Consider the following 16,773-nt stretch of genomic DNA (forward strand, 5'->3'; position numbering starts at 1 on the left):
ACTGCCGGACGGTCTCGGCACCAGGTGAGGTGGTGATGGGGATCGATGGCTCAAGCGTGACAGTCAGAGTGACCCATGCCGGCACCTCCGCACCACCCCCCACGGTGCCGCGCGCCGGACCCGACGTCGTGCGCCCGGCCGGGGCCGGCGACGGTAGGTTGCCCGCATGGAGCTGGAGTTCGCCGGTGAGGTGTGGTTCTGGCGCGGCCCGTCCCCGTTCCACTTCGTCACAGTGCCCGACCAGCACTGCGGCCAACTGGCGGAGGTGGCCGGTCAGGTCAGCTACGGCTGGGGAATGATCCCGGTGGCCGCGCGGATCGGTGGCACCCGGTGGACCACCTCACTGTTCCCCAGGGACGGCGGCTACGTCGTGCCGGTCAAGGACAAGGTCCGCCGGGCCGAGGGCATCGAGGTCGGCGACGTCGTCACGATTCTGCTGATCGTCGACGCGAGGTAACGACCGCTGGCCGGCCGACAAGCGGTATAACTCATTGATTATCTTGCATGCTTCGATGCGCTTCGGTAAGAAGGCTTAGGAATCGTTCAGGTTCCGCTTCCTGGGAGGAGCGACGATGAAACATGCCCTGCGCCGCCTACGCACGGTGACCGTCACATTCGCTGCCTGCGCACTCGGGCTGAACCTGCTGTCGGCACCCGCCGAGGCCTACCCGGTGCAGCCGATCGCGCCACTCTCCGACCGGGCACCCGAGTCGGACCAGTTCTCGGCCGAGGGTGTGACGACCGTCGGTGAGCTGCGCACCGTCGACGGCTCGTTGTCGTACGCCCGCGACGGCCGGACCCAGATCATCCGGCACCCCGGCGCCACGTACGTCAAGGTGCACTTCAGCACGCTGCGGCTGGCCCCCGGCGAGTACGTCACCGTGTCCAGCCCGGACGGCCGGGAGAGCTACCGGTACGACCGTCACCTGAACCGGGCGACCGGCGCGGACTACACCACCGACGGGCGGCCCGGCTTCTGGGCGATGTCGGTGGAGGGCGACACGGCAGTGGTGACGCTGCACAGCAACCGCTCCTCCCGGGGCAGCGCGGCGACCATCGACAGGTTCTGGCGCGGTTACGACCGCACGGAGATCACCCAGTACAACTTCTCCACGCAGTCGGTCTGCAGCACCGACGCCCGCCGCGACGTGGTCTGCTACCAGAGCAGCCACCCCACCGAGTACGCCCGCGGCAACGCCGTGGCGCGGCTGCTGATCAGCGGCGGCGGCATGTGCACCACCTGGCGGGTCGGCAACACCAACCGCATGTTGACGAACAAGCACTGTTTCTCGACGCAGGCCGCGGTCAGCGGCAGCGAGATGCAGTTCAACTACCAGTGCGCCACCTGCGGCGGGGCGAACCCCGGGGCCGGCACCAAGGTGAGTGGCGCCACGCTCTACCGGGTGAGCAGTGGCGGCTCCAGCCAGCTCGACTACGCCCTGTTCTCGGTGAACAACTTCGCCGCCATCCAGGGATTCGGCACGCTCTACCTGGCGACGTCCGCCACCACCACCGGGACGCAGATGTACATCCCGGGACACGGTGACGGCAGCCCGAAGCGTTTGTCGATCTTCGAGAACACCCAGAACGGCGCGCGCTGCACCGTACGGAACGCCAACTACAACACCTGGAACATCAGCTACAGCTGCGACACCTCCGGCGGGAACTCCGGCTCGCCGGTGCTGAACAGCAGCCACCGGGTGATCGCCCTGCACCACCTCGGCGGATGTCCGTCCAACCAGGGCGCGAAGGCGCACCTCATCTACAACGAGATCGCGAGCCTCATCGACAACGGCTGACCACGACTGTGGTGACCCGGGCGGCGCACATCCCCGGGTCGCCACCGTCGCCACGACCCTGGCGGGTGCCGCGCCGGACCCCGCCGTACCATCCGGTACATGACGATTGCCGTCGAACAGCACGTGGACGCCGAACCCGCAGCCGTGTGGCGCACGGTGAGCGACGTCGACAGCTGGGCCGAGCTACTGCCCACCATCGAAGAGATCAGACGAATCGACGACGCCGGTCCGGTCGCGGTCGGTAGCCGCTTCCGGATCCGTCAGCCGGGGCTGGCAGCCGCGACCTACGAGGTCACCGACTGGCGACCCGGGGCCGGCTTCACCTGGGTGGCCCGTACGGCTGGTGTCCGCACCACGGCGCGCCACGAGGTGCGACCGGACGGCTCCGCCACCCGGCTGCGGCTGAGCATCGACTGGGACGGCCCCGGGGCCCGACTGGTCCGGCTGCTGTACGGCAAGCGGACCCGGCGGCTCCTCGACCAGGAGGCCGCGGCCTTCGCGAGGCTCGCCGCGCGCGACGAGGGGGACCGGTGACGGCTGCGGAGCGGGTACCCACCCGGTGGGACGTGCTGGACGAGCGGTTCCAGGCGGTCAGCGGCGACCATGTGGTGCAGCGACTGTTCGACGGCGGGCGCTGGTTGGAGGGGCCGGCGTACTCCGCCGCGTGGCGTTGCCTGCTGTTCAGCGACATCCCGAACGACCGGGTGGTGCGGTGGGACGAGGTCACCGGCCGGTGCGACGTCTTCCAGACACCCGCCGGTTACCCGAACGGCCGCACCATGGACCGCCTCGGCCGCGTCGTGACGTGCGAGCACGGCAATCGTCGGGTCACCCGAACCGAGCCCGACGGGTCGCTGACCGTGCTGGCGGACCGTTGGCAGGGCAAGCGGTTCAACAGTCCGAACGACGTGGTCGAGACCAGCGACGGCTCGGTGTGGTTCACCGACCCGAGCTACGGCATCGACAGTGACTACGAGGGGCACCGGGCGGATCCGGAACTGGACGGCTGCCACGTCTACCGCTGCTCGCCGGACGGCCGGGTGGAACGGGTCGCCGACGACTTCCTGCGGCCCAACGGCCTCGCCTTCTCCGCGGACGAGCGCCGGCTGTTCATCGTCGACACTCGTCGTCGTCATCTCCGGCACTTCGACGTCGGTCCGGACTGGGCGCTGCGTGACCGTGGCGTGCTCGCCGACTGCGACGCCGGGTCGTTCGACGGGATCCGACTCGACCGGGAGGGCCGGCTGTGGGTCGCCGCCCACGACGGCATCCACTGCTTCGACCAGGCGGGCACGCTGCTCGGCAAGCTCCGGCTGCCGGAGATCTGCTCGAACCTGACCTTCGGTGGCCGCAAGCGCAACGTGCTGTTCGTGACCGCCACGACCTCGGTCTACTCGCTGGCGCTGAACGTCACGGGCGCGGGCCCGACGGCCGGATAGCCAGGCCGGCGCGGCGATGCGGCCGGTGTCGGCGGTGCCGCTGCCTGCCCGGCCGGTCAGCGGCCGGGCAGGGACACCACAAGTTCCTGCGGACGGTGGTCGGACACGCCGTGCCCGGTGTCGAACCGGTAGGAGTGCACCCGCACGTCAGGTGAGACGAACGCCCAGTCCAGCCGCCACCACTGCGGCCAGCCGGGACTGTCGGCCCAGCTCGCCGGGTACAGCGACGGCATCGCGTAGCTGGCGTCGCGCAGGCCCTCGGGCAGCTTGCGCCGATCCCCCATGGCGGGGCTGGTGTTCAGGTCACCGGCGAGCAGCACCGGGTGCGGGTTGGCGCTGACGTCCGCGGCCAGGGCCCGCCACTGCGGTTCGCGCTGCGCGTGCTGCTCCCGCAGCACCCGGTAGAAGTCCCTGTCGAACGGCCCATGGTCGGGTGAGAGCTGCACCGGCAGATGCATGTTGTACATCGACAGCACCCGACCACCGCCGACGTCCAGATCGGTACGCAGGGTCTTGTACCGCCACTGGTCACCGGCCTCGGCGACCGCCGGTGGCAGGCCGTCCGCCGCCAGCGGCGTCTGCCGGAGCACCGGTAGACGCGAGACGGTGACCAGTTCACCGACGGCCACCACGTGAAAGCCCGGGAACTCGGCCCGCAGCCGGTCCAGCGCCACCTCAGTCGGCCCGGCGGTGCGCGCGTACCAGTACTCCTGCAACAGGTAGACGTCTGCGTCGGCGTCCCGGAGCACCCGGTACAGCGCCTCGGTCTGCCCGCCCTCGTCCCAGTAGTCGGTGTTCCACACGAAGACGCGTACCGCGTCGGCGGGTGCGACACCGTCGCCGCCGTGCCAGCGATGGATGTTGACACCGGACTGACCCGCGCCGAGCAGCAGCGCGGCGGCGGCGAGCAGCGCCACCGTGCGCCACCGCCGGCGCAGCACCACCGCGCCGACGCCGAGGGTCAGCGGGACGACGGCGAAGGCCAGCGGTGGCACGGCATCCACCGCGAGCCACAGCCACCACCGTCCGCTGATCGCCAGATGCGCGGCGGTGAACGCGAGCCAGAGTGCCGCCGCGGTGACCAGCAGTGCCGCCGGCAGCCGCCGGGGCGCCGCGCCGGTGGGCGCGTCCGGTTCGGTGCCGGTCGCGGCCACCGGCGTGGCGGTCGTCACGCCGACTCCCACCGGGGGGTGCTGTCCATCGGGAACGAGGCGTCGTACAGCTGCCGGAAGGGCCGCGACAGCAACCACTGCGCCGCGCCGCTCGCCACTCCGGCGGTGATCGTGACGTTGACCAGGAAGTGCAGCACGGCGAAACCGAGCAGGGCGGGCAGCCCGCGACGGCGCAGCACGAAACGGTACATCCCGGCGTCACAGGCCAGCGACGTGACGAGCAGGGCGGCCGGGACCACGGCGCCCCAGGGGCCCAGCACCAGCGGTAGGGCCAGCGCGGGCAGCGAGGCGAAGGCGGCGAGGCTGCCCCAGGCCCGGGAGGCGGTCTCGAAGCCCTTGCCGAACCGTCGGGCCCGGGCGTACAGCGGGATCCGCAGCCGACCCCGGTGGAACAGCTTGCGGAGCAGCCCGACCAGTTCGTGGTCGTGATCGTGCCGGCCGTGTACGTCGGAGGTGAGCAGCATCCGGTGTCGGCGGGTCAACCGGTAGCCGTAGTCGACCTCCTCGGTCTGCCGCAGGGCCGGGTTGAACGGCCCGACCTCGTCGTAGACGCTGCGGCGGATGACGCACATCGCGGGGAAGAGGAAGGACACGTCACCTTCGGAGCTGACCGACCAGTAGTGGTACTGCAGTCCCCGGTAGCGCGAGACCACGGTGTCGTGGAGCAACGGCTCCGCGTCCTGGATGCCGCAGACCGCGCCGATCGTCGGGTCCTCGGTGAGGATCCGCACCGCGGTGGCCACCGCGTCCGGCGCCAGGGCCAGGTCGGAGTCGACGTAGCAGATCAGGTCGCCCCGGGTGTGTGCGGCGCCCACGTTGCGGGCGGTACCGCAGCCACCATTGACGCCGGTGCTGACCACGTTGACCCCGAGGGCGGCGGCCACCGCGACGGACTGGTCGGTGCTGCAGTCGTCGACCATCAGCAGTTCGATGTTCGGGTACGTCTGGTCGAGGATGGACCGCAGGCACAGGTCCAGCGACTCGGCGTAGTTGTAGTTCGGCACGATTATCGAGACCAGCGGACGCTCGTTCATCGGGTGGCGACCTCCGGACGGTCGTAGAGCCGGCGGAACCGGGCCGAGGTCAACCAGGCGGCCACGCCGCACGCCGCGGCGACGGCGATGACCAGGTTCAGGAAGAAGTGCATCGCGATGAAGTAGACCAGAAACAGGGCCCCACGTTCGGCCCGCACGAACCGGTACATCGGTAGGTCACCGGCGACGAACGCGACGAGCGCGGCGACCGGCACCAGCAGCAGTGCCGGACCGAACAGCAGCGGCAGGACGGCGGTGAGCACCGCCAGTGGGGCGGCGATGCTCACCCAGGCGCGGGGACCGCTGCGCAGGCCGCCGGGAAACTCCGGTTTGCGGGCGTACAGCGGGATGTGCAGCGCGGTGCGGGTGAACACCTTGCGCACCAGCACGCCGAGTTCGTGGTCATGGTCGTGCACGCCGCGTACCCGTGGCGAGAGCAGGATCCGGTAGCGCTGGGCGAGCCGCATCCCGTAGTCCGCGTTCTCGGTCTCCCGCAGCCCCGGGTTGAACGGGCCGACCTCGGCGAAGACCCGTGCCGGAATGGCCAGCAGCGCGGTGTACAGCGTCATGATCTGGCCCTCGTCGGCGATCAACCAGTACGACTGTTGCAGGCAGCGGTACTCCTCCAGCAGGCTGTCCCGGATCAACGGCACCGGGTCGTAGTTGCCGCAGACCGCCCCGGTTGTCGGGTCGGCGCTGAGCAGTTCGACAGCGTTGGCCACCGCGTCGGGCCGGGCGGCCACGTCCGAGTCGATGAAGAACAGGATCTCTCCCGTCGCGACCGCCGCGCCGAGGTTGCGCGCCGCCGCCGGCCCCCCGTTGTACGGGGTACGCGTCACCCGCGCCCCGTGCGCCTCGGCGACCGCCACCGAATCGTCGGTGCTGCAGTCGTCCACCACGATGATCTCCAGGTGGGGATAGGTCTGCGCGCGCAGCGAGTCCAGGCAGAGGTGCAGCGCGCGGGCGTAGTTGTAGTTCGGCACGATTACCGACACCAGGGGTTGCTTCATCAACTGTCCGTCCAGGTCAGCAGGTTGGGGTAACGGGCGATGATCTGGGCCAGGGCGAGCGTGGCGCCGGCCAGCGCGGCGCACCCGACGATGGTCCGGTCCCGCAGCAGGATCCGGATCGGGTCGCCACCGCCGCGCAGCACCAGGACCGCCTGGAGATAGCGGAACGCGGCGAGCAGGCCCAGCGGTACGACGATGGCCAGCGCGACCGGCGGGTAGGCGTCGACAGGCGCGTCGAGGTGCAGGTACAGCAGGAAGGTGGTGCCGGCGAGCGAGGCGGTGAGGCCGAGCAGGTGGTCGGCGAGCAGCAGGTTGTATCCGTCGAGCGCCGGCCGGTGCGGTGTCCCCAGGGCGGCGAGTTCGTGCCGCCGCTTGCCGAGGATGAGCACCAGGCACCCGGTGAACACGGCGGTCAGCAGCAGGCTGGAGACCTCCGCGCCGGTCGCCGCGTACCCCTGCAACACCCGCAGCACGAAGCCGGCGGAGACCACGCAGACGTCCAGCAGCGGCACGTGTTTGAGCCACCTGCTGTAGGCGATGCTCAACGCCAGGTAGGTGAGCAGCGGCCACCACCTCATGACCGGGCCGCTGGCGGTCATCCCGACCAGGACGGCACCCAGCACGCCCGCGTACGCCCAGGCCACCGGGACCGGGACGTGGCCGGCAGCGATCGGGCGGTTCCGCTTGACCGGGTGGTCCCGGTCCCGGTGCCGGTCGGCGATGTCGTTTACCACGTAGATCACCGAGGACGCCACGGTGAACGCCATGACCGCCCAGAGGCTTCGCCACAGCGTCGCGAGCGTCCACACCGGGGTGTCGGCCAGCGCGAGCGGCACCGCGAGCAGGTTCTTCAAGGCATGCCCGGGCCGGGCCAGGGCCACCAGATGTCGCAGTGGCGCGGGCAGGCGGGTGGTGCGCCGGGTGACCACCGGGGCGACCGGCTCCACCACGGTTTCGACGGACGTCATCGGAGCCCCTGTCAGAAGAAGATCTTGGCGGCGGACAGGGCGCCCTGCCGCCAGGGATCGCGGCTCGTCCGCCCCTGGCGGGCTGGACGGGCCCGGTGCCGTTCGGCGCGCCACCACTCGTACGTGCGCAGGATGGCGTCCTGGTTGGACAGCTTGGGTTGGAAGCCCAGTCGACGTCGGGCCTTCTCCGTGCTCACGTACGAGTCGGCCATCAGCTTGTGCAGCAGCCGGCCGTAGACCGGGGACAGTCTGCTGCGTTCGAGCAGGCTGAGGGCGGCCAGCGCGGGCCGGGCGGGCAGCGAGACCACCCGTCGGCCGTGACCGGCGGCGTCCAGGACCGCCTGGAAGTCCTCGCGGAGGGTGCCGAAGCGGTCGGCACCGAGGTTGTAGGTGTCGTTGGCGACCTCGTCGGGCGCGTTGAGGACGGTGACCACCGCGTCGACCAGGTCGTCGACGGCGAACATCTGGATCCGGACGTCGCCGCGGCCCAGCACCGGGAAGTTGCGCCCCTCCTCGGCCCATTCGAAGAGCATCGCGAACAGACCCATCCGGCCCGGGCCGAGGAAGGTCTTGGGCCGCAGCACCGCCACCGGCAGCCCACCGGCACGGTGTTCCTCGGCGATCTCCTCCGCCGCCGCCTTGGCCGCGCTGTAGGTGTCCACCGGGGTGCGTGGGTGTTCCTCGGGGGTGGGCACCTGCTTGGGCAGCCCGTACACGGCCGTGGACGACACGTGCAGCACCCGCGCGACGCGGGCCCGCCGCGCGGCGGAGAACATGCTGCGCGTCCCGTCGACGATCACCGACCGGATCTGGTCGGGCGGGTAGCTGGGCAGCGCCGCCGCACAGTGGATGACCACGTGGCTGTCGGCGAACGCGCGGTCCAACAGCCGCGCGTCGCGGATGTCACAGACGTCGGTGACTGTGGCGTCGTCCCGTATGTCGACGCCGCGTACCTGGTGGCCGTCGGCGGTGAGCCGCTCGACCAGGCGGGACCCGAGCATGCCGGCGGCGCCGGTAACCGTGATCACCACAGCGAGCCCACCTTCTGCGCGACAAAACGGGAGACCAGCCGGGTCAGCCCCTGGTCGAGCACCTCGGCGAGGGCATCGACGCCGCGTTGCGCGTCGGCTGGCTCGGTGACCAGGGACGGTCCGATGATCAGCGGGTTGCGGCCGTTGAGGGCGTAGTAGGTGAAGATGTCGTGGTCGCGGTAGAGGGCGTTGACCACGGCGGAGGTCACCAGCTTGGCCTTGAACCGGGGATCCCGGGCCACCCCGCCCGGGGCCAGTCGGGACACCAGGTCCAGCACCTTCGGGCCGCCCTCGATCTGGACCCCCCAGAGCGCCCCGGCGCCGGCCACCCGGCCGACGGCGTCCGGGTACTCCTTCGCCAGCCGGTTGAGCGCCGGTTCGAGGACGCGTTCCAACTCGCGGGCGCGCGCCGGGTAGTCGTCCTCCACCACCACGTTCATCGCCTCGATGGCGGTGACGCACTCCTCCCCCATGCCGTAGTACGTGGTGCTGGTGCTCTGGAGCAGGGCGTCGGTCAGATTGTCGTACGCCCTGCGAAACACCGGCTTCCGGGCGACGAATGCCGAAATGGACGACTTGCCGCCACCGAAGGATTTACTCGTGGTCAGCACGTCCGGTATCAGGCCCGGGTAGCGCATGAAGTAGAAGAGGCTGCCCGTCTTGCCCCAACCGGTGTAGATCTCATCGAAGATCAACACGATGTCGTGCTGGTCACACAGTTCTCGCACCCCGCGCAGGAAAGATTCGTCACACCACTGAATCGTAGAGGCGCTGAACGGCTCGACGATGAGCGCATAGACATCGTCCGGATTGTCGTCAATGGCCGACCGGACGGAATTTAGATCGCCGTAGGCGAAAGGGACGATTCCCGGAATCGTCGGAAAGTTGAAGTGCGGTTGTCCGGTGAGTCCACCCGAAGCGAGCAGCTTTCCGTGGAAACCGCAGTCCGCTCGCAGGATGGTCCCGCGCCGGCCACCGTGGTACTTGTAGGCGAGCTTCACCGCACCCTCCACCGCCTCCGCCCCCGAGTTGGGCAGGAAGGACATGGAGAGGTCGCCGGGCAGCAGCTGCGCGAGGTTGTGGCCGAGCGCCGCGAGATAGGGCGAAAAGTACGTCTTGTGGACCTCCATCCGCTGCCGCTCGGCGAACCGGCGGCGGGCCTCGATGATCCGTGGATGGTTGTGGCCGTGGTTGAGCACCCCCACCCCGCCGGTCAGATCGAGGATCCGGCGACCGTCACGTAATGTCAGGTAGGCGCCCTCGGCCCGGTCGACCAATTCTCGGCCGAACCCGAACGACGTCATCAGATTGACCTGGCTTGCGTTCACGTACCGCCGATAGAGGTCGTGTACCTCCCGAATGGTGAGACGTTCGCATTCCTCGACGCTGACCAGATTGGGCATGTCGGGACGCTATCCATTGCCCCGAGATCTTTCCTGGACCGATGCTGGATGCAACCTTGACTACGCAAGGCAACCCTTGCGGCAGGGCGTGCCGGTCGATAACTTGGTCGCTGCACAGAGAATTTTCCTCGTCAATTTCCTTAGTGCATTGCCCTACGCCCCGAAGGTGTTGAACATGCCGCCGACGGTCTCGGTCATCATCCCCACCCACAACAGCTCGAAGACCCTGGGTGCCTGTCTCGAGGCGATTCGTCGGCAACGCCATCCGGTGACCGAGGTCATCGTCGTCGATGACGCCAGTACCGACGACACCCGGGCGATCGCCCGACGCTTCCCGTGCCGGCTACTTGTCACCGACCGCAACGGCGGGCCGGCCGCCGCCCGTAACCGCGGCATCTCGGCCAGCACCGGCGAGCTGCTGTTCTTCCTGGACTCCGACTGCGCGCCCGAGCCGGACGCGCTGGCCAACGCCCTCGCCATCCTGTGCGAGCAGCCGGACGTCGCCTGCGTACACGGCATCTACGCGCTCGAACCCCTCGTCGACGACGGCCCCGTCGAGGCGTACCGGCTGTTGCACGGGCACCACTGGCGGCTGCGTCACGTCGGTCGGGTACGCACCACTCTCTTCGCGATCTGCCTCATCCGGCGCGAGGTGTTCACAAGCGTCGGCCTGTTCGACGAAAATCTGCGCGCCTCCGAGGACGTCGAGCTGGGCGACCGGATGGGCGACCGGTACGGCGTCGTCCTCACAGACACCGTCGTCTGCCGCCACGACGACGACAGCCGGCTCGGCGCGTTGCTGCGCAAGCAGTTCCGTCGTTCGCAACTGCTGATCCCGGTGGCCCTGGCCGAACGCGGTCCGGCCGGCATCCGGGCGAACAGCCCGGCCGGCCTGCTCACCGCTACCCTGGTGCCGGCCTCGGTGCTGCTGGCCCCGCTCACCGGCGGTTGGCCGCTGGTGACCCTGCTGTGTTTCGCGCTGTTCAGCGTCGCCGAGCCGAGCCTGCTGCGCTTCGTCCTGCGCCAGCGAGGGCCCGCCTTCACCGCCTTCTTCTTCGCGGTGCACCTGATGGTCCAACTGGCTGTCGTCACCGGCGCGGTGGTGGGCGGGTTGCGTCACCTCACCGACCGCGACTTCGGGCCGACCCGGGTGACCGCCGCGAAAACGTCCCGATGAACGCCGGCCGCGGACCGGTCACCCGGCTGCCCTCCCACCTCTGCGCGCAGGCACTGCACTACCTGCTGTTCGCCTACCGGGGCGGCCAACTGCTGCGCCGGCGTCCGACGCTCGGCAGTCACCGCTGGCCGGCGTTCGGCAACCCCGGCGACGGCATCACACTCACCATCGACGACGGCCCGCACCCGACGTGGACCCCGCCGATGCTCGACCTGCTCGACGCCCACGGCGTACGTGCCACGTTCTTCCTCATCGGCGACCGGGTACGCGAACACCCCGAGCTGGCCCGGCGGGTGCTGGCCGCCGGTCACCTGATCGGCAACCACTCCATGACGCACCCGCAACCGTTCGCCGCCCTGCCCCGCCCGATGCTGCGGGCGGAGATCGACAGGACCCAGCGGGAGATCGAGGACGCCACCGGGATCACCCCCCGGCTGTTCCGCGCCCCCGGCGGCAACTGGTCACCCGCCGTCCTCCGGACCACAGCCGACAGTGGCCTCACCCCTGTCGACTGGACGGTGAACCCCAGCGACTGGCGCAGTCCGGGCGTCGAACGGATCACCCGGACCCTGTCCCGGACCCGTCCCGGGCAGATCATCCTCTGCCACGACGGCGGCGGCGACCGGTCACAAACCCTCGCCGCCCTGACCGCTGTCATCCCGAGGCTCATCGGCCGGGGGCTCCGCTTCGTCACCGTCGCGGAGGACCGGTAGGTGGGGAATGCCCGAGCCGTCGACACAGCACAAAGCGCCGGAGCCGGGTCATGACACCCGGCTCGATTGGGTGGGGGAGAAACTCTGATGTCGCACGATGACCTGTCCATACTGCTGCTCGGCCCGATCCAGGCCCGGCGGGCGGAGAGCCGCCTGTATCTGGGCACCCCACGACAACGCGAGGTCCTGGCGGTGCTGGCGATGCGCAGCGGCATGGTGCTGTCCGTGGCCCAGATCGTCGACGCCATCTGGGTGGGCCGCCGACCCGACTCGGTGGAGAACATGGTGCACACCTACATCGGCCGGCTACGCCGGGTGCTGGAACCGCCGGGCCGTCGCCCGGCTCTCGCCCGGGTGCTGCGCTCCACCCGTCCCGGGTACACCCTGGACGTACCGTCGGACGCGGTGGACATCGTCCGCTTCGAACGCGACGTCCGGGCGGCCCGGGCCGCCCGCTCCCGGGCCGAGCTGTCGCAGGCGCTCTACCTCTTCCAGCGCGGCCTGGCGCACTGGTCCGGCCAGGCCCTGCACGAGGCGACCGGCCCGCTGGCCGAGGCCGAACGGATCCGGTTGACCGAGCTGCGGCAGGACGTGCTGGAAGAGGTGACAGGCCTGCGACTGCTCCTGGGTGACGTGGAGGACGTGGTGGCCGAGTTGCGCTGGATGCTTGTCGAGCACCCGATGCGGGAACGACTCTGGGAGCTGCTGCTCGTCGCGCTCGGGCAGACCTCCCGACGCGCGGAGGCGCTCACCGCCTTCCAGGACGCCCGGGCCACCCTCGCCGACCGGCTCGGCGTGGAGCCGGGGCACCGGCTCCAGGATCTGCACCGCCGGCTGCTGCGCAGCGAACCGGTGACGGTACGACCGTGGTGGGAGCGGCGGGTGCCGGTCTGACCGGCGCGCCGCACGGCGGCGGGGTCAGGGCTTCGGCGCGGCGGCGGGGGTAAGGACGAAGAAGGCTCCCGCCGCGCCGCCGTCGGAGTCCGTGGGCAACCGGGTGGCCACGTCGAGCGCACACTCGCGGATCACCTCCACGAACTGCCGCGACCGCTGCACGTCGTAGATCTGCACGAGGATCCGACCCCGGTCGGTGAGCAGCCCGGGCAGCCGGCGCAGCAGTCGGGTCGCCTCCGGCACGGACAGGTAGTAGATGACCTCCCGCAGCAGGATCGCGTCGAACCGCCGCGTGGTGTCGTACGTGCGGATGTCGGCCACCTCGAACGACGCGTACGGCCGATCGAGTGACCTGGCCGCCTCGATCGCCCGTCGACTGATGTCCACCCCGTGGTAGTGCCGGTGCCGGCCCTCGGCCAGCGGCAGGTTGGCGCTGGTGCCGCAGCCCAGGTCGAGGATCGTCGGGTTCGGCGCCCAGGTCTCGATGAGCGACAGCGGCACCTCACCACCACCTGTGTCGTCCAGGTAGCCCCAGAAGCCCAGCGCGTACTGGGTGTCCCAGAGCGCCGCGGTCAGCCGGGGACTGCGCCGCACCAGTGCCCGTACCGGCGCGCCGACCAGTCGGGCCATCGTCCGCAGTGGTGCCTTACCCATGATCTCCTCCGACGGGTTGAACGGGACAGCGGTCAGCCGACGGGCGCGACCCGCTGGACCGGATCGCGGCGGCGCCGGTGCATGTACTGGGCCAGCAGCAGCCCTCCCCCACCGACCGCCACCTCACTGAGCGCGCAGACCAGCCGACTGACCAGCACCACAGGCGTGGCCACAGCTACCGGCAGCACGGTGACCAGCCCGAGCATGAGCACCGCCTCGCGCACCCCCAGGCCGTCCGGTGCGATCATCACCGACAGACCGGCGACCGTCGCCGCGGCGAACCCGGCGACACAGATCAGGTACGACCGGCCCGGTGGCGCTCCGGCGACCACCGCGAGCAGCCACAGGTGGTGCCCGGAGACCAGCCAGGACAGCGACTGCGCGGTGACCGCCCGCCGGATGCCGGTGGGTGACGCGGTGACCTGTGGTGGTGGTCGCCGCAGCAGCCGGGCTGCCGCCGCCAGTCCCCGGTTCAGCAGGTCCGGACGGGCCACCAGCACCACAAGCGGCACGGTGGCGACAAGCAGCCACCCGGTGGCCCCGGACAGCAACGCCGGGCCGGCCGCGAGCGCGACAGTCATCCCGGTCATCGCCACCACCGCCCAGCTGAGCAGGAAGACCCCGGCCAGCCGGACCGGTCCCACCTCGATCTCCTTGCCCATCCGCAGCAGCACCGGCAGGGCGACGAAGCGGCCCGGCACGAACTTGGCCAGGAAACCCACGAAGAACAGCCGGTACGCGGTCCACTTGTCGACAGCCGCGCCGAGGTCGACGAAGAGCGCCCGCCAGGAGGCGAGCCCCAGCAGCAGCCCGACCGCATTGATCAGCAGGGCTGCGCCAAGCGCCGCAGTCACCCGCAGCGGGTCCAGTTGACCGGCCAGGGTGGCCACCGGCGTCCAGTCCTGGGCCCGCACGAACAGCACCAGCCCGACCGTCAGGGCCACCACGAACGCGGCGGTGAACACGTGGTTGGCCAGCCGCCACCAGCGGCCGTTCACCGGCGTGACACCAGGCTCGCCGGGCGGGACCGGTCGGCGCGGAGCCGGCGCAGCAGCGCGGCGCACACCCCCAGCCCCATCCCGACGAACTCGGTCAGGTGGGTCATCGACCGCAGCCAGGTGGCGTAGAGCAGGAACCCGGGGCCCCGGTGGCGCAGGGCGAACGCCAGCAGCTCGCGGTCGGCCACCACGGCGGCGGTGAGCAGCGCCGCCGGCAGCAACCCCAGCCAGGGCGACACCACGACAAGGGGCAGGCCGGCCACGGCCAGCCCGGTCGCCCCCATACCGACCACGGACCCGACGTCGACCGGGTGCGGCAGCCGCTCCTCGGCGTCGGTCCCGACGACCGGCCGCTGCCAGCGGGCCGCCACCACCGCGTCGGCGTACGTCACCGCCCGGCGGAACAGCTCCGACAGGTACGGCCACAGCCGGTCCACGTCGTCGTGCCGACCGACGATCTGGTCGCTGACCCGGATCTCGTACCGCCGGGGCAGCCGGGTGCCGAACTCCACGTCCTCGGCGTCCCGCAGCCGCTCGTCGAAGCCGCCCACCAGGTCGAACACGGCTTTCGGCACGGCGGTGAGGGCGAACATGGTGCTCGTGGTCACCCCTGTGGCCCGACGCCGCCAGTAGTGCTCGAACAACGTCTTGTACGCCTCGACCGGCCCGTCGTCGTAGAGCGGACGCAGGTCGTAGATGCCCTGCACCACGCCACAGTCGGGGTACGTCTCCAGGGCGCGTACCGCGGCGGCCAGCGCGCCGGGGGCCAACGCGATGTCCGAGTCGACGAAGAACAACACGTCACCGGTGGCCCGGGCGGCGCCGGCGTTCCGGGCCGCCGACACGCCCCGGTTGGCCGCGAAGGCCACCACGGTGCAGGGGAACCCGGCCGCGATCCGCAGCGACCGGTCGGTGCTCGCGTCATCGACGACGATCACCTCGGCCGGCGGCGGAGTCTGCGCGTACACCGCCGACAGGCAGTCGTGCAGTGTCCGTTCCTTGTTGAAGTTGGGTACGACCACCGAAACCCTCACCGGATCCCGCCCTCGATGGTGTCGGCGCGGTTCACTGTGGCACCGTCCCTTCCGTCCGGATGCGCGGCGGGGGTGGCGGCCGGCCGGGGCCGGATCGGCGCCACGGCGACCGGCGCTCCGCTCGGCCGGCGGGCCAGCCAGCCCAGCGCGGCCACCCCGACCAGCACGTACATGTTCGTGTGCAGCAACTCCCAGCCCTGGAAGTGCAGGTCCGTGCCGCGCAGACCGATGACTGTCCACCCGGCGCTGGCCAGGTAACCGGCCCAGAGCGTCACGCCGAGCGGCACCGCGAGCCGGTGGCCGGTGCGGCGTCCGCGCACCACGAGCAGCACAAGCGCGGGCACGCACCACACCCAGTGGTGGTGCCAGGAGACCGGCGACACGAGCAGACCCGTGGTGGCGCAGGCGATCACACCGAGCAGTGGCTCGCCGGCACGGGCGCAGCGCGCCGCGATCACCAGCCCGGCCACCGCCGTCAACGCCGCCACCGGCAGCCAGACGGCCCGTACGTCGGCGGTGTCGGCCAGCCGGGCCAGCGCGCCGTGCAACGACTGGTTCAGCACGGTGCGGGGATCCCCGGTGACCCGGGCGGTGTCCAGCAGGCCACCGCCCCAGAACCGGGCCGAGTCGGCCGGCCGCCAGGCGAAGCCGAGTCCGATGGTGGCGGCGAACCCGGCCAGCGCCACACCTGCGGCCCGCCACCGACCTGTGCAGACCAGGTACGCCACGAAGATGAGCGGGGTCAGCTTCACCCCGGCGGCGACGCCGACACCGAGACCGTGCCAGCGTCGACCGGGGCCGTGCAGCAGGTCCACCAGCACGATCAGCATCAGGAAGAGCCCCACCTGGCCGACCTGGAGGTGACCGGCCACCGGGAACACCGGCAGCATCGCGACGGTACCGGTCAGCACGGCGCCGGCGGAGGCGGCCACACCCGCGGCGCGCAGCGCCACTGCGACCACTGCCGACAGCGCGACGACCGAGGCCAGCAGCCACAGCCCGACGCCGACGGTGGGGTCGACGGGGGCGAGCGGTTGCAGCAGGAGAGCCGCGAACGGTGGGTAGGTGAAGCCCAGCGCGATGCCGTCGGTGCCCTGGTGGACGACCTCGTAGAGCTGCCCGTCGCCACGCGCCGCCGCGACGGCGCCCGCCTGGTAGACCGCGAAGTCGCCCCAGAACATGCCTGTGGTCCGGTGCACGGCTGCGGCCGCGCCGGCCAGCAGCAGCGGCAGCAGCACGAGGGCTGTTCGGCGTGGTGCCAGCCACCGCCGGACGGCCGGTCGGAGGGCTGGTGGTGGAGAAAGGGCCATCACCGGTCTCCCCCTTCAGGCGTCGGCGCAGGAACGGTAGCAATCGATCTATCAACGGATCCTGTAACCGATCTGGATTACCGAGGGTCCACCGCCGGCGGAACACGGACCGCCGCGAGGAATGGGTGAGCACCGAC

17 protein-coding genes are annotated in these 16,773 nt (G+C 70.7%); 7 read left to right on the top strand and 10 right to left on the bottom strand.

Features of this window, described 5'->3' with window-relative positions:
* The first annotated feature begins 166 nt into the window (after nucleotides 1–166).
* From Van01_RS14570 to Van01_RS14585, 4 genes are all read left to right on the top strand, one after another.
* Nucleotides 167–457, top strand: a complete 291-nt coding sequence (locus tag Van01_RS14570; protein ID WP_204007056.1) for a DUF1905 domain-containing protein — start codon at nucleotides 167–169, stop codon at nucleotides 455–457.
* Nucleotides 458–572: 115 nt separating this feature from the next.
* Nucleotides 573–1,799 (top strand): trypsin-like serine peptidase, encoded by a 1,227-nt coding sequence (locus Van01_RS14575; protein WP_204007058.1) that lies wholly within the window; start codon nucleotides 573–575, stop codon nucleotides 1,797–1,799.
* 99 nt (nucleotides 1,800–1,898) lie between these two features.
* Nucleotides 1,899–2,333, top strand: coding sequence for an SRPBCC family protein (locus Van01_RS14580; protein WP_204007060.1), 435 nt, complete (start codon nucleotides 1,899–1,901; stop codon nucleotides 2,331–2,333).
* A complete protein-coding gene (locus Van01_RS14585; RefSeq protein WP_239099080.1) occupies nucleotides 2,330–3,238 on the top strand; it encodes an SMP-30/gluconolactonase/LRE family protein in 909 nt (302 codons plus the stop codon). Before Van01_RS14580 ends, Van01_RS14585 begins: the two co-directional genes overlap by 4 nt.
* A 56-nt stretch (nucleotides 3,239–3,294) precedes the next feature.
* On the opposite strand, the gene Van01_RS14590 is transcribed toward Van01_RS14585, so the two are convergent.
* The 6 genes from Van01_RS14590 to Van01_RS14615 are packed head-to-tail and all read right to left on the bottom strand — an operon-like array spanning nucleotide 3,295 to nucleotide 9,757.
* Nucleotides 3,295–4,410: an endonuclease/exonuclease/phosphatase family protein gene (locus Van01_RS14590; protein ID WP_204007062.1), complete on the bottom strand. Its 1,116-nt coding sequence runs from the start codon at nucleotides 4,408–4,410 to the stop codon at nucleotides 3,295–3,297.
* A complete protein-coding gene (locus Van01_RS14595) occupies nucleotides 4,407–5,444 on the bottom strand; it encodes a glycosyltransferase family 2 protein (protein ID WP_204007064.1) in 1,038 nt (345 codons plus the stop codon). The genes Van01_RS14590 and Van01_RS14595 overlap by 4 nt, the downstream gene beginning before the upstream one ends.
* Complete coding sequence (locus Van01_RS14600; protein WP_204007066.1) at nucleotides 5,441–6,454, bottom strand: glycosyltransferase family 2 protein; 1,014 nt, start codon at nucleotides 6,452–6,454, stop codon at nucleotides 5,441–5,443. The genes Van01_RS14595 and Van01_RS14600 overlap by 4 nt, the downstream gene beginning before the upstream one ends.
* Nucleotides 6,454–7,422, bottom strand: a complete 969-nt coding sequence (locus Van01_RS14605) for a UbiA prenyltransferase family protein (protein ID WP_204007069.1) — start codon at nucleotides 7,420–7,422, stop codon at nucleotides 6,454–6,456. Before Van01_RS14605 ends, Van01_RS14600 begins: the two co-directional genes overlap by 1 nt.
* Nucleotides 7,423–7,433: 11 nt before the next feature.
* On the bottom strand, nucleotides 7,434–8,453 hold the full coding sequence (locus tag Van01_RS14610) for an NAD-dependent epimerase/dehydratase family protein (RefSeq protein WP_204007071.1): 1,020 nt from the start codon (nucleotides 8,451–8,453) through the stop codon (nucleotides 7,434–7,436).
* The gene (locus Van01_RS14615) at nucleotides 8,447–9,757 is read right to left on the bottom strand and encodes an aspartate aminotransferase family protein (protein WP_239093034.1); all 1,311 of its coding nucleotides are present in this window, start codon (nucleotides 9,755–9,757) and stop codon (nucleotides 8,447–8,449) included. The genes Van01_RS14610 and Van01_RS14615 overlap by 7 nt, the downstream gene beginning before the upstream one ends.
* Before the next feature lie 265 nt (nucleotides 9,758–10,022).
* Between Van01_RS14615 and Van01_RS14620 the strand changes: the two genes are divergently transcribed.
* The 3 genes from Van01_RS14620 (at nucleotide 10,023) to Van01_RS14630 (ending at nucleotide 12,640) form a co-directional block, all read left to right on the top strand.
* The gene (locus tag Van01_RS14620) at nucleotides 10,023–11,033 is read left to right on the top strand and encodes a glycosyltransferase family 2 protein (RefSeq protein WP_204007230.1); all 1,011 of its coding nucleotides are present in this window, start codon (nucleotides 10,023–10,025) and stop codon (nucleotides 11,031–11,033) included.
* Nucleotides 11,030–11,746 carry a polysaccharide deacetylase family protein gene (locus Van01_RS14625; RefSeq protein ID WP_204007075.1) on the top strand — a complete coding sequence of 239 codons (717 nt, stop codon included), beginning with the start codon at nucleotides 11,030–11,032 and terminating at the stop codon, nucleotides 11,744–11,746. The genes Van01_RS14620 and Van01_RS14625 overlap by 4 nt, the downstream gene beginning before the upstream one ends.
* An 87-nt stretch (nucleotides 11,747–11,833) precedes the next feature.
* On the top strand, nucleotides 11,834–12,640 hold the full coding sequence (locus Van01_RS14630) for an AfsR/SARP family transcriptional regulator (protein WP_204007077.1): 807 nt from the start codon (nucleotides 11,834–11,836) through the stop codon (nucleotides 12,638–12,640).
* A gap of 24 nt (nucleotides 12,641–12,664) precedes the next feature.
* Here Van01_RS14630 and Van01_RS14635 read toward each other — a convergent pair whose 3' ends face one another.
* The 4 genes from Van01_RS14635 to Van01_RS14645 are packed head-to-tail and all read right to left on the bottom strand — an operon-like array spanning nucleotide 12,665 to nucleotide 16,636.
* The gene (locus Van01_RS14635; RefSeq protein ID WP_204007079.1) at nucleotides 12,665–13,294 is read right to left on the bottom strand and encodes a class I SAM-dependent methyltransferase; all 630 of its coding nucleotides are present in this window, start codon (nucleotides 13,292–13,294) and stop codon (nucleotides 12,665–12,667) included.
* A gap of 32 nt (nucleotides 13,295–13,326) precedes the next feature.
* The gene (locus Van01_RS33040; RefSeq protein WP_239099082.1) at nucleotides 13,327–14,292 is read right to left on the bottom strand and encodes a lysylphosphatidylglycerol synthase domain-containing protein; all 966 of its coding nucleotides are present in this window, start codon (nucleotides 14,290–14,292) and stop codon (nucleotides 13,327–13,329) included.
* Nucleotides 14,289–15,326, bottom strand: coding sequence for a glycosyltransferase family 2 protein (locus tag Van01_RS33045; RefSeq protein ID WP_239099083.1), 1,038 nt, complete (start codon nucleotides 15,324–15,326; stop codon nucleotides 14,289–14,291). Before Van01_RS33045 ends, Van01_RS33040 begins: the two co-directional genes overlap by 4 nt.
* Nucleotides 15,323–16,636, bottom strand: a complete 1,314-nt coding sequence (locus Van01_RS14645) for a glycosyltransferase 87 family protein (RefSeq protein ID WP_204007087.1) — start codon at nucleotides 16,634–16,636, stop codon at nucleotides 15,323–15,325. The genes Van01_RS33045 and Van01_RS14645 overlap by 4 nt, the downstream gene beginning before the upstream one ends.
* Between the last annotated feature and the right edge of the window lie 137 nt (nucleotides 16,637–16,773).

This window comes from Micromonospora andamanensis, from assembly GCF_016863495.1.
Classification (GTDB): domain Bacteria; phylum Actinomycetota; class Actinomycetes; order Mycobacteriales; family Micromonosporaceae; genus Micromonospora; species Micromonospora andamanensis.

What these genes read in the sequence shown, in the direction of transcription:
- Van01_RS14645 (WP_204007087.1), bottom strand. Translation starts at nt 16,636, where the DNA reads ATGGCCCTTTCTCCACCACCAGCCCTCCGACCGGCCGTCCGGCGGTGG.
- Van01_RS14570 (WP_204007056.1), top strand. Translation starts at nt 167, where the DNA reads ATGGAGCTGGAGTTCGCCGGTGAGGTGTGGTTCTGGCGCGGCCCGTCC.
- Van01_RS14635 (WP_204007079.1), bottom strand. Translation starts at nt 13,294, where the DNA reads ATGGGTAAGGCACCACTGCGGACGATGGCCCGACTGGTCGGCGCGCCG.
- Van01_RS14615 (WP_239093034.1), bottom strand. Translation starts at nt 9,757, where the DNA reads ATGACGTCGTTCGGGTTCGGCCGAGAATTGGTCGACCGGGCCGAGGGC.
- Van01_RS14605 (WP_204007069.1), bottom strand. Translation starts at nt 7,422, where the DNA reads ATGACGTCCGTCGAAACCGTGGTGGAGCCGGTCGCCCCGGTGGTCACC.
- Van01_RS14575 (WP_204007058.1), top strand. Translation starts at nt 573, where the DNA reads ATGAAACATGCCCTGCGCCGCCTACGCACGGTGACCGTCACATTCGCT.
- Van01_RS14595 (WP_204007064.1), bottom strand. Translation starts at nt 5,444, where the DNA reads ATGAACGAGCGTCCGCTGGTCTCGATAATCGTGCCGAACTACAACTAC.
- Van01_RS14580 (WP_204007060.1), top strand. Translation starts at nt 1,899, where the DNA reads ATGACGATTGCCGTCGAACAGCACGTGGACGCCGAACCCGCAGCCGTG.
- Van01_RS14625 (WP_204007075.1), top strand. Translation starts at nt 11,030, where the DNA reads ATGAACGCCGGCCGCGGACCGGTCACCCGGCTGCCCTCCCACCTCTGC.
- Van01_RS14630 (WP_204007077.1), top strand. Translation starts at nt 11,834, where the DNA reads ATGTCGCACGATGACCTGTCCATACTGCTGCTCGGCCCGATCCAGGCC.
- Van01_RS14600 (WP_204007066.1), bottom strand. Translation starts at nt 6,454, where the DNA reads ATGAAGCAACCCCTGGTGTCGGTAATCGTGCCGAACTACAACTACGCC.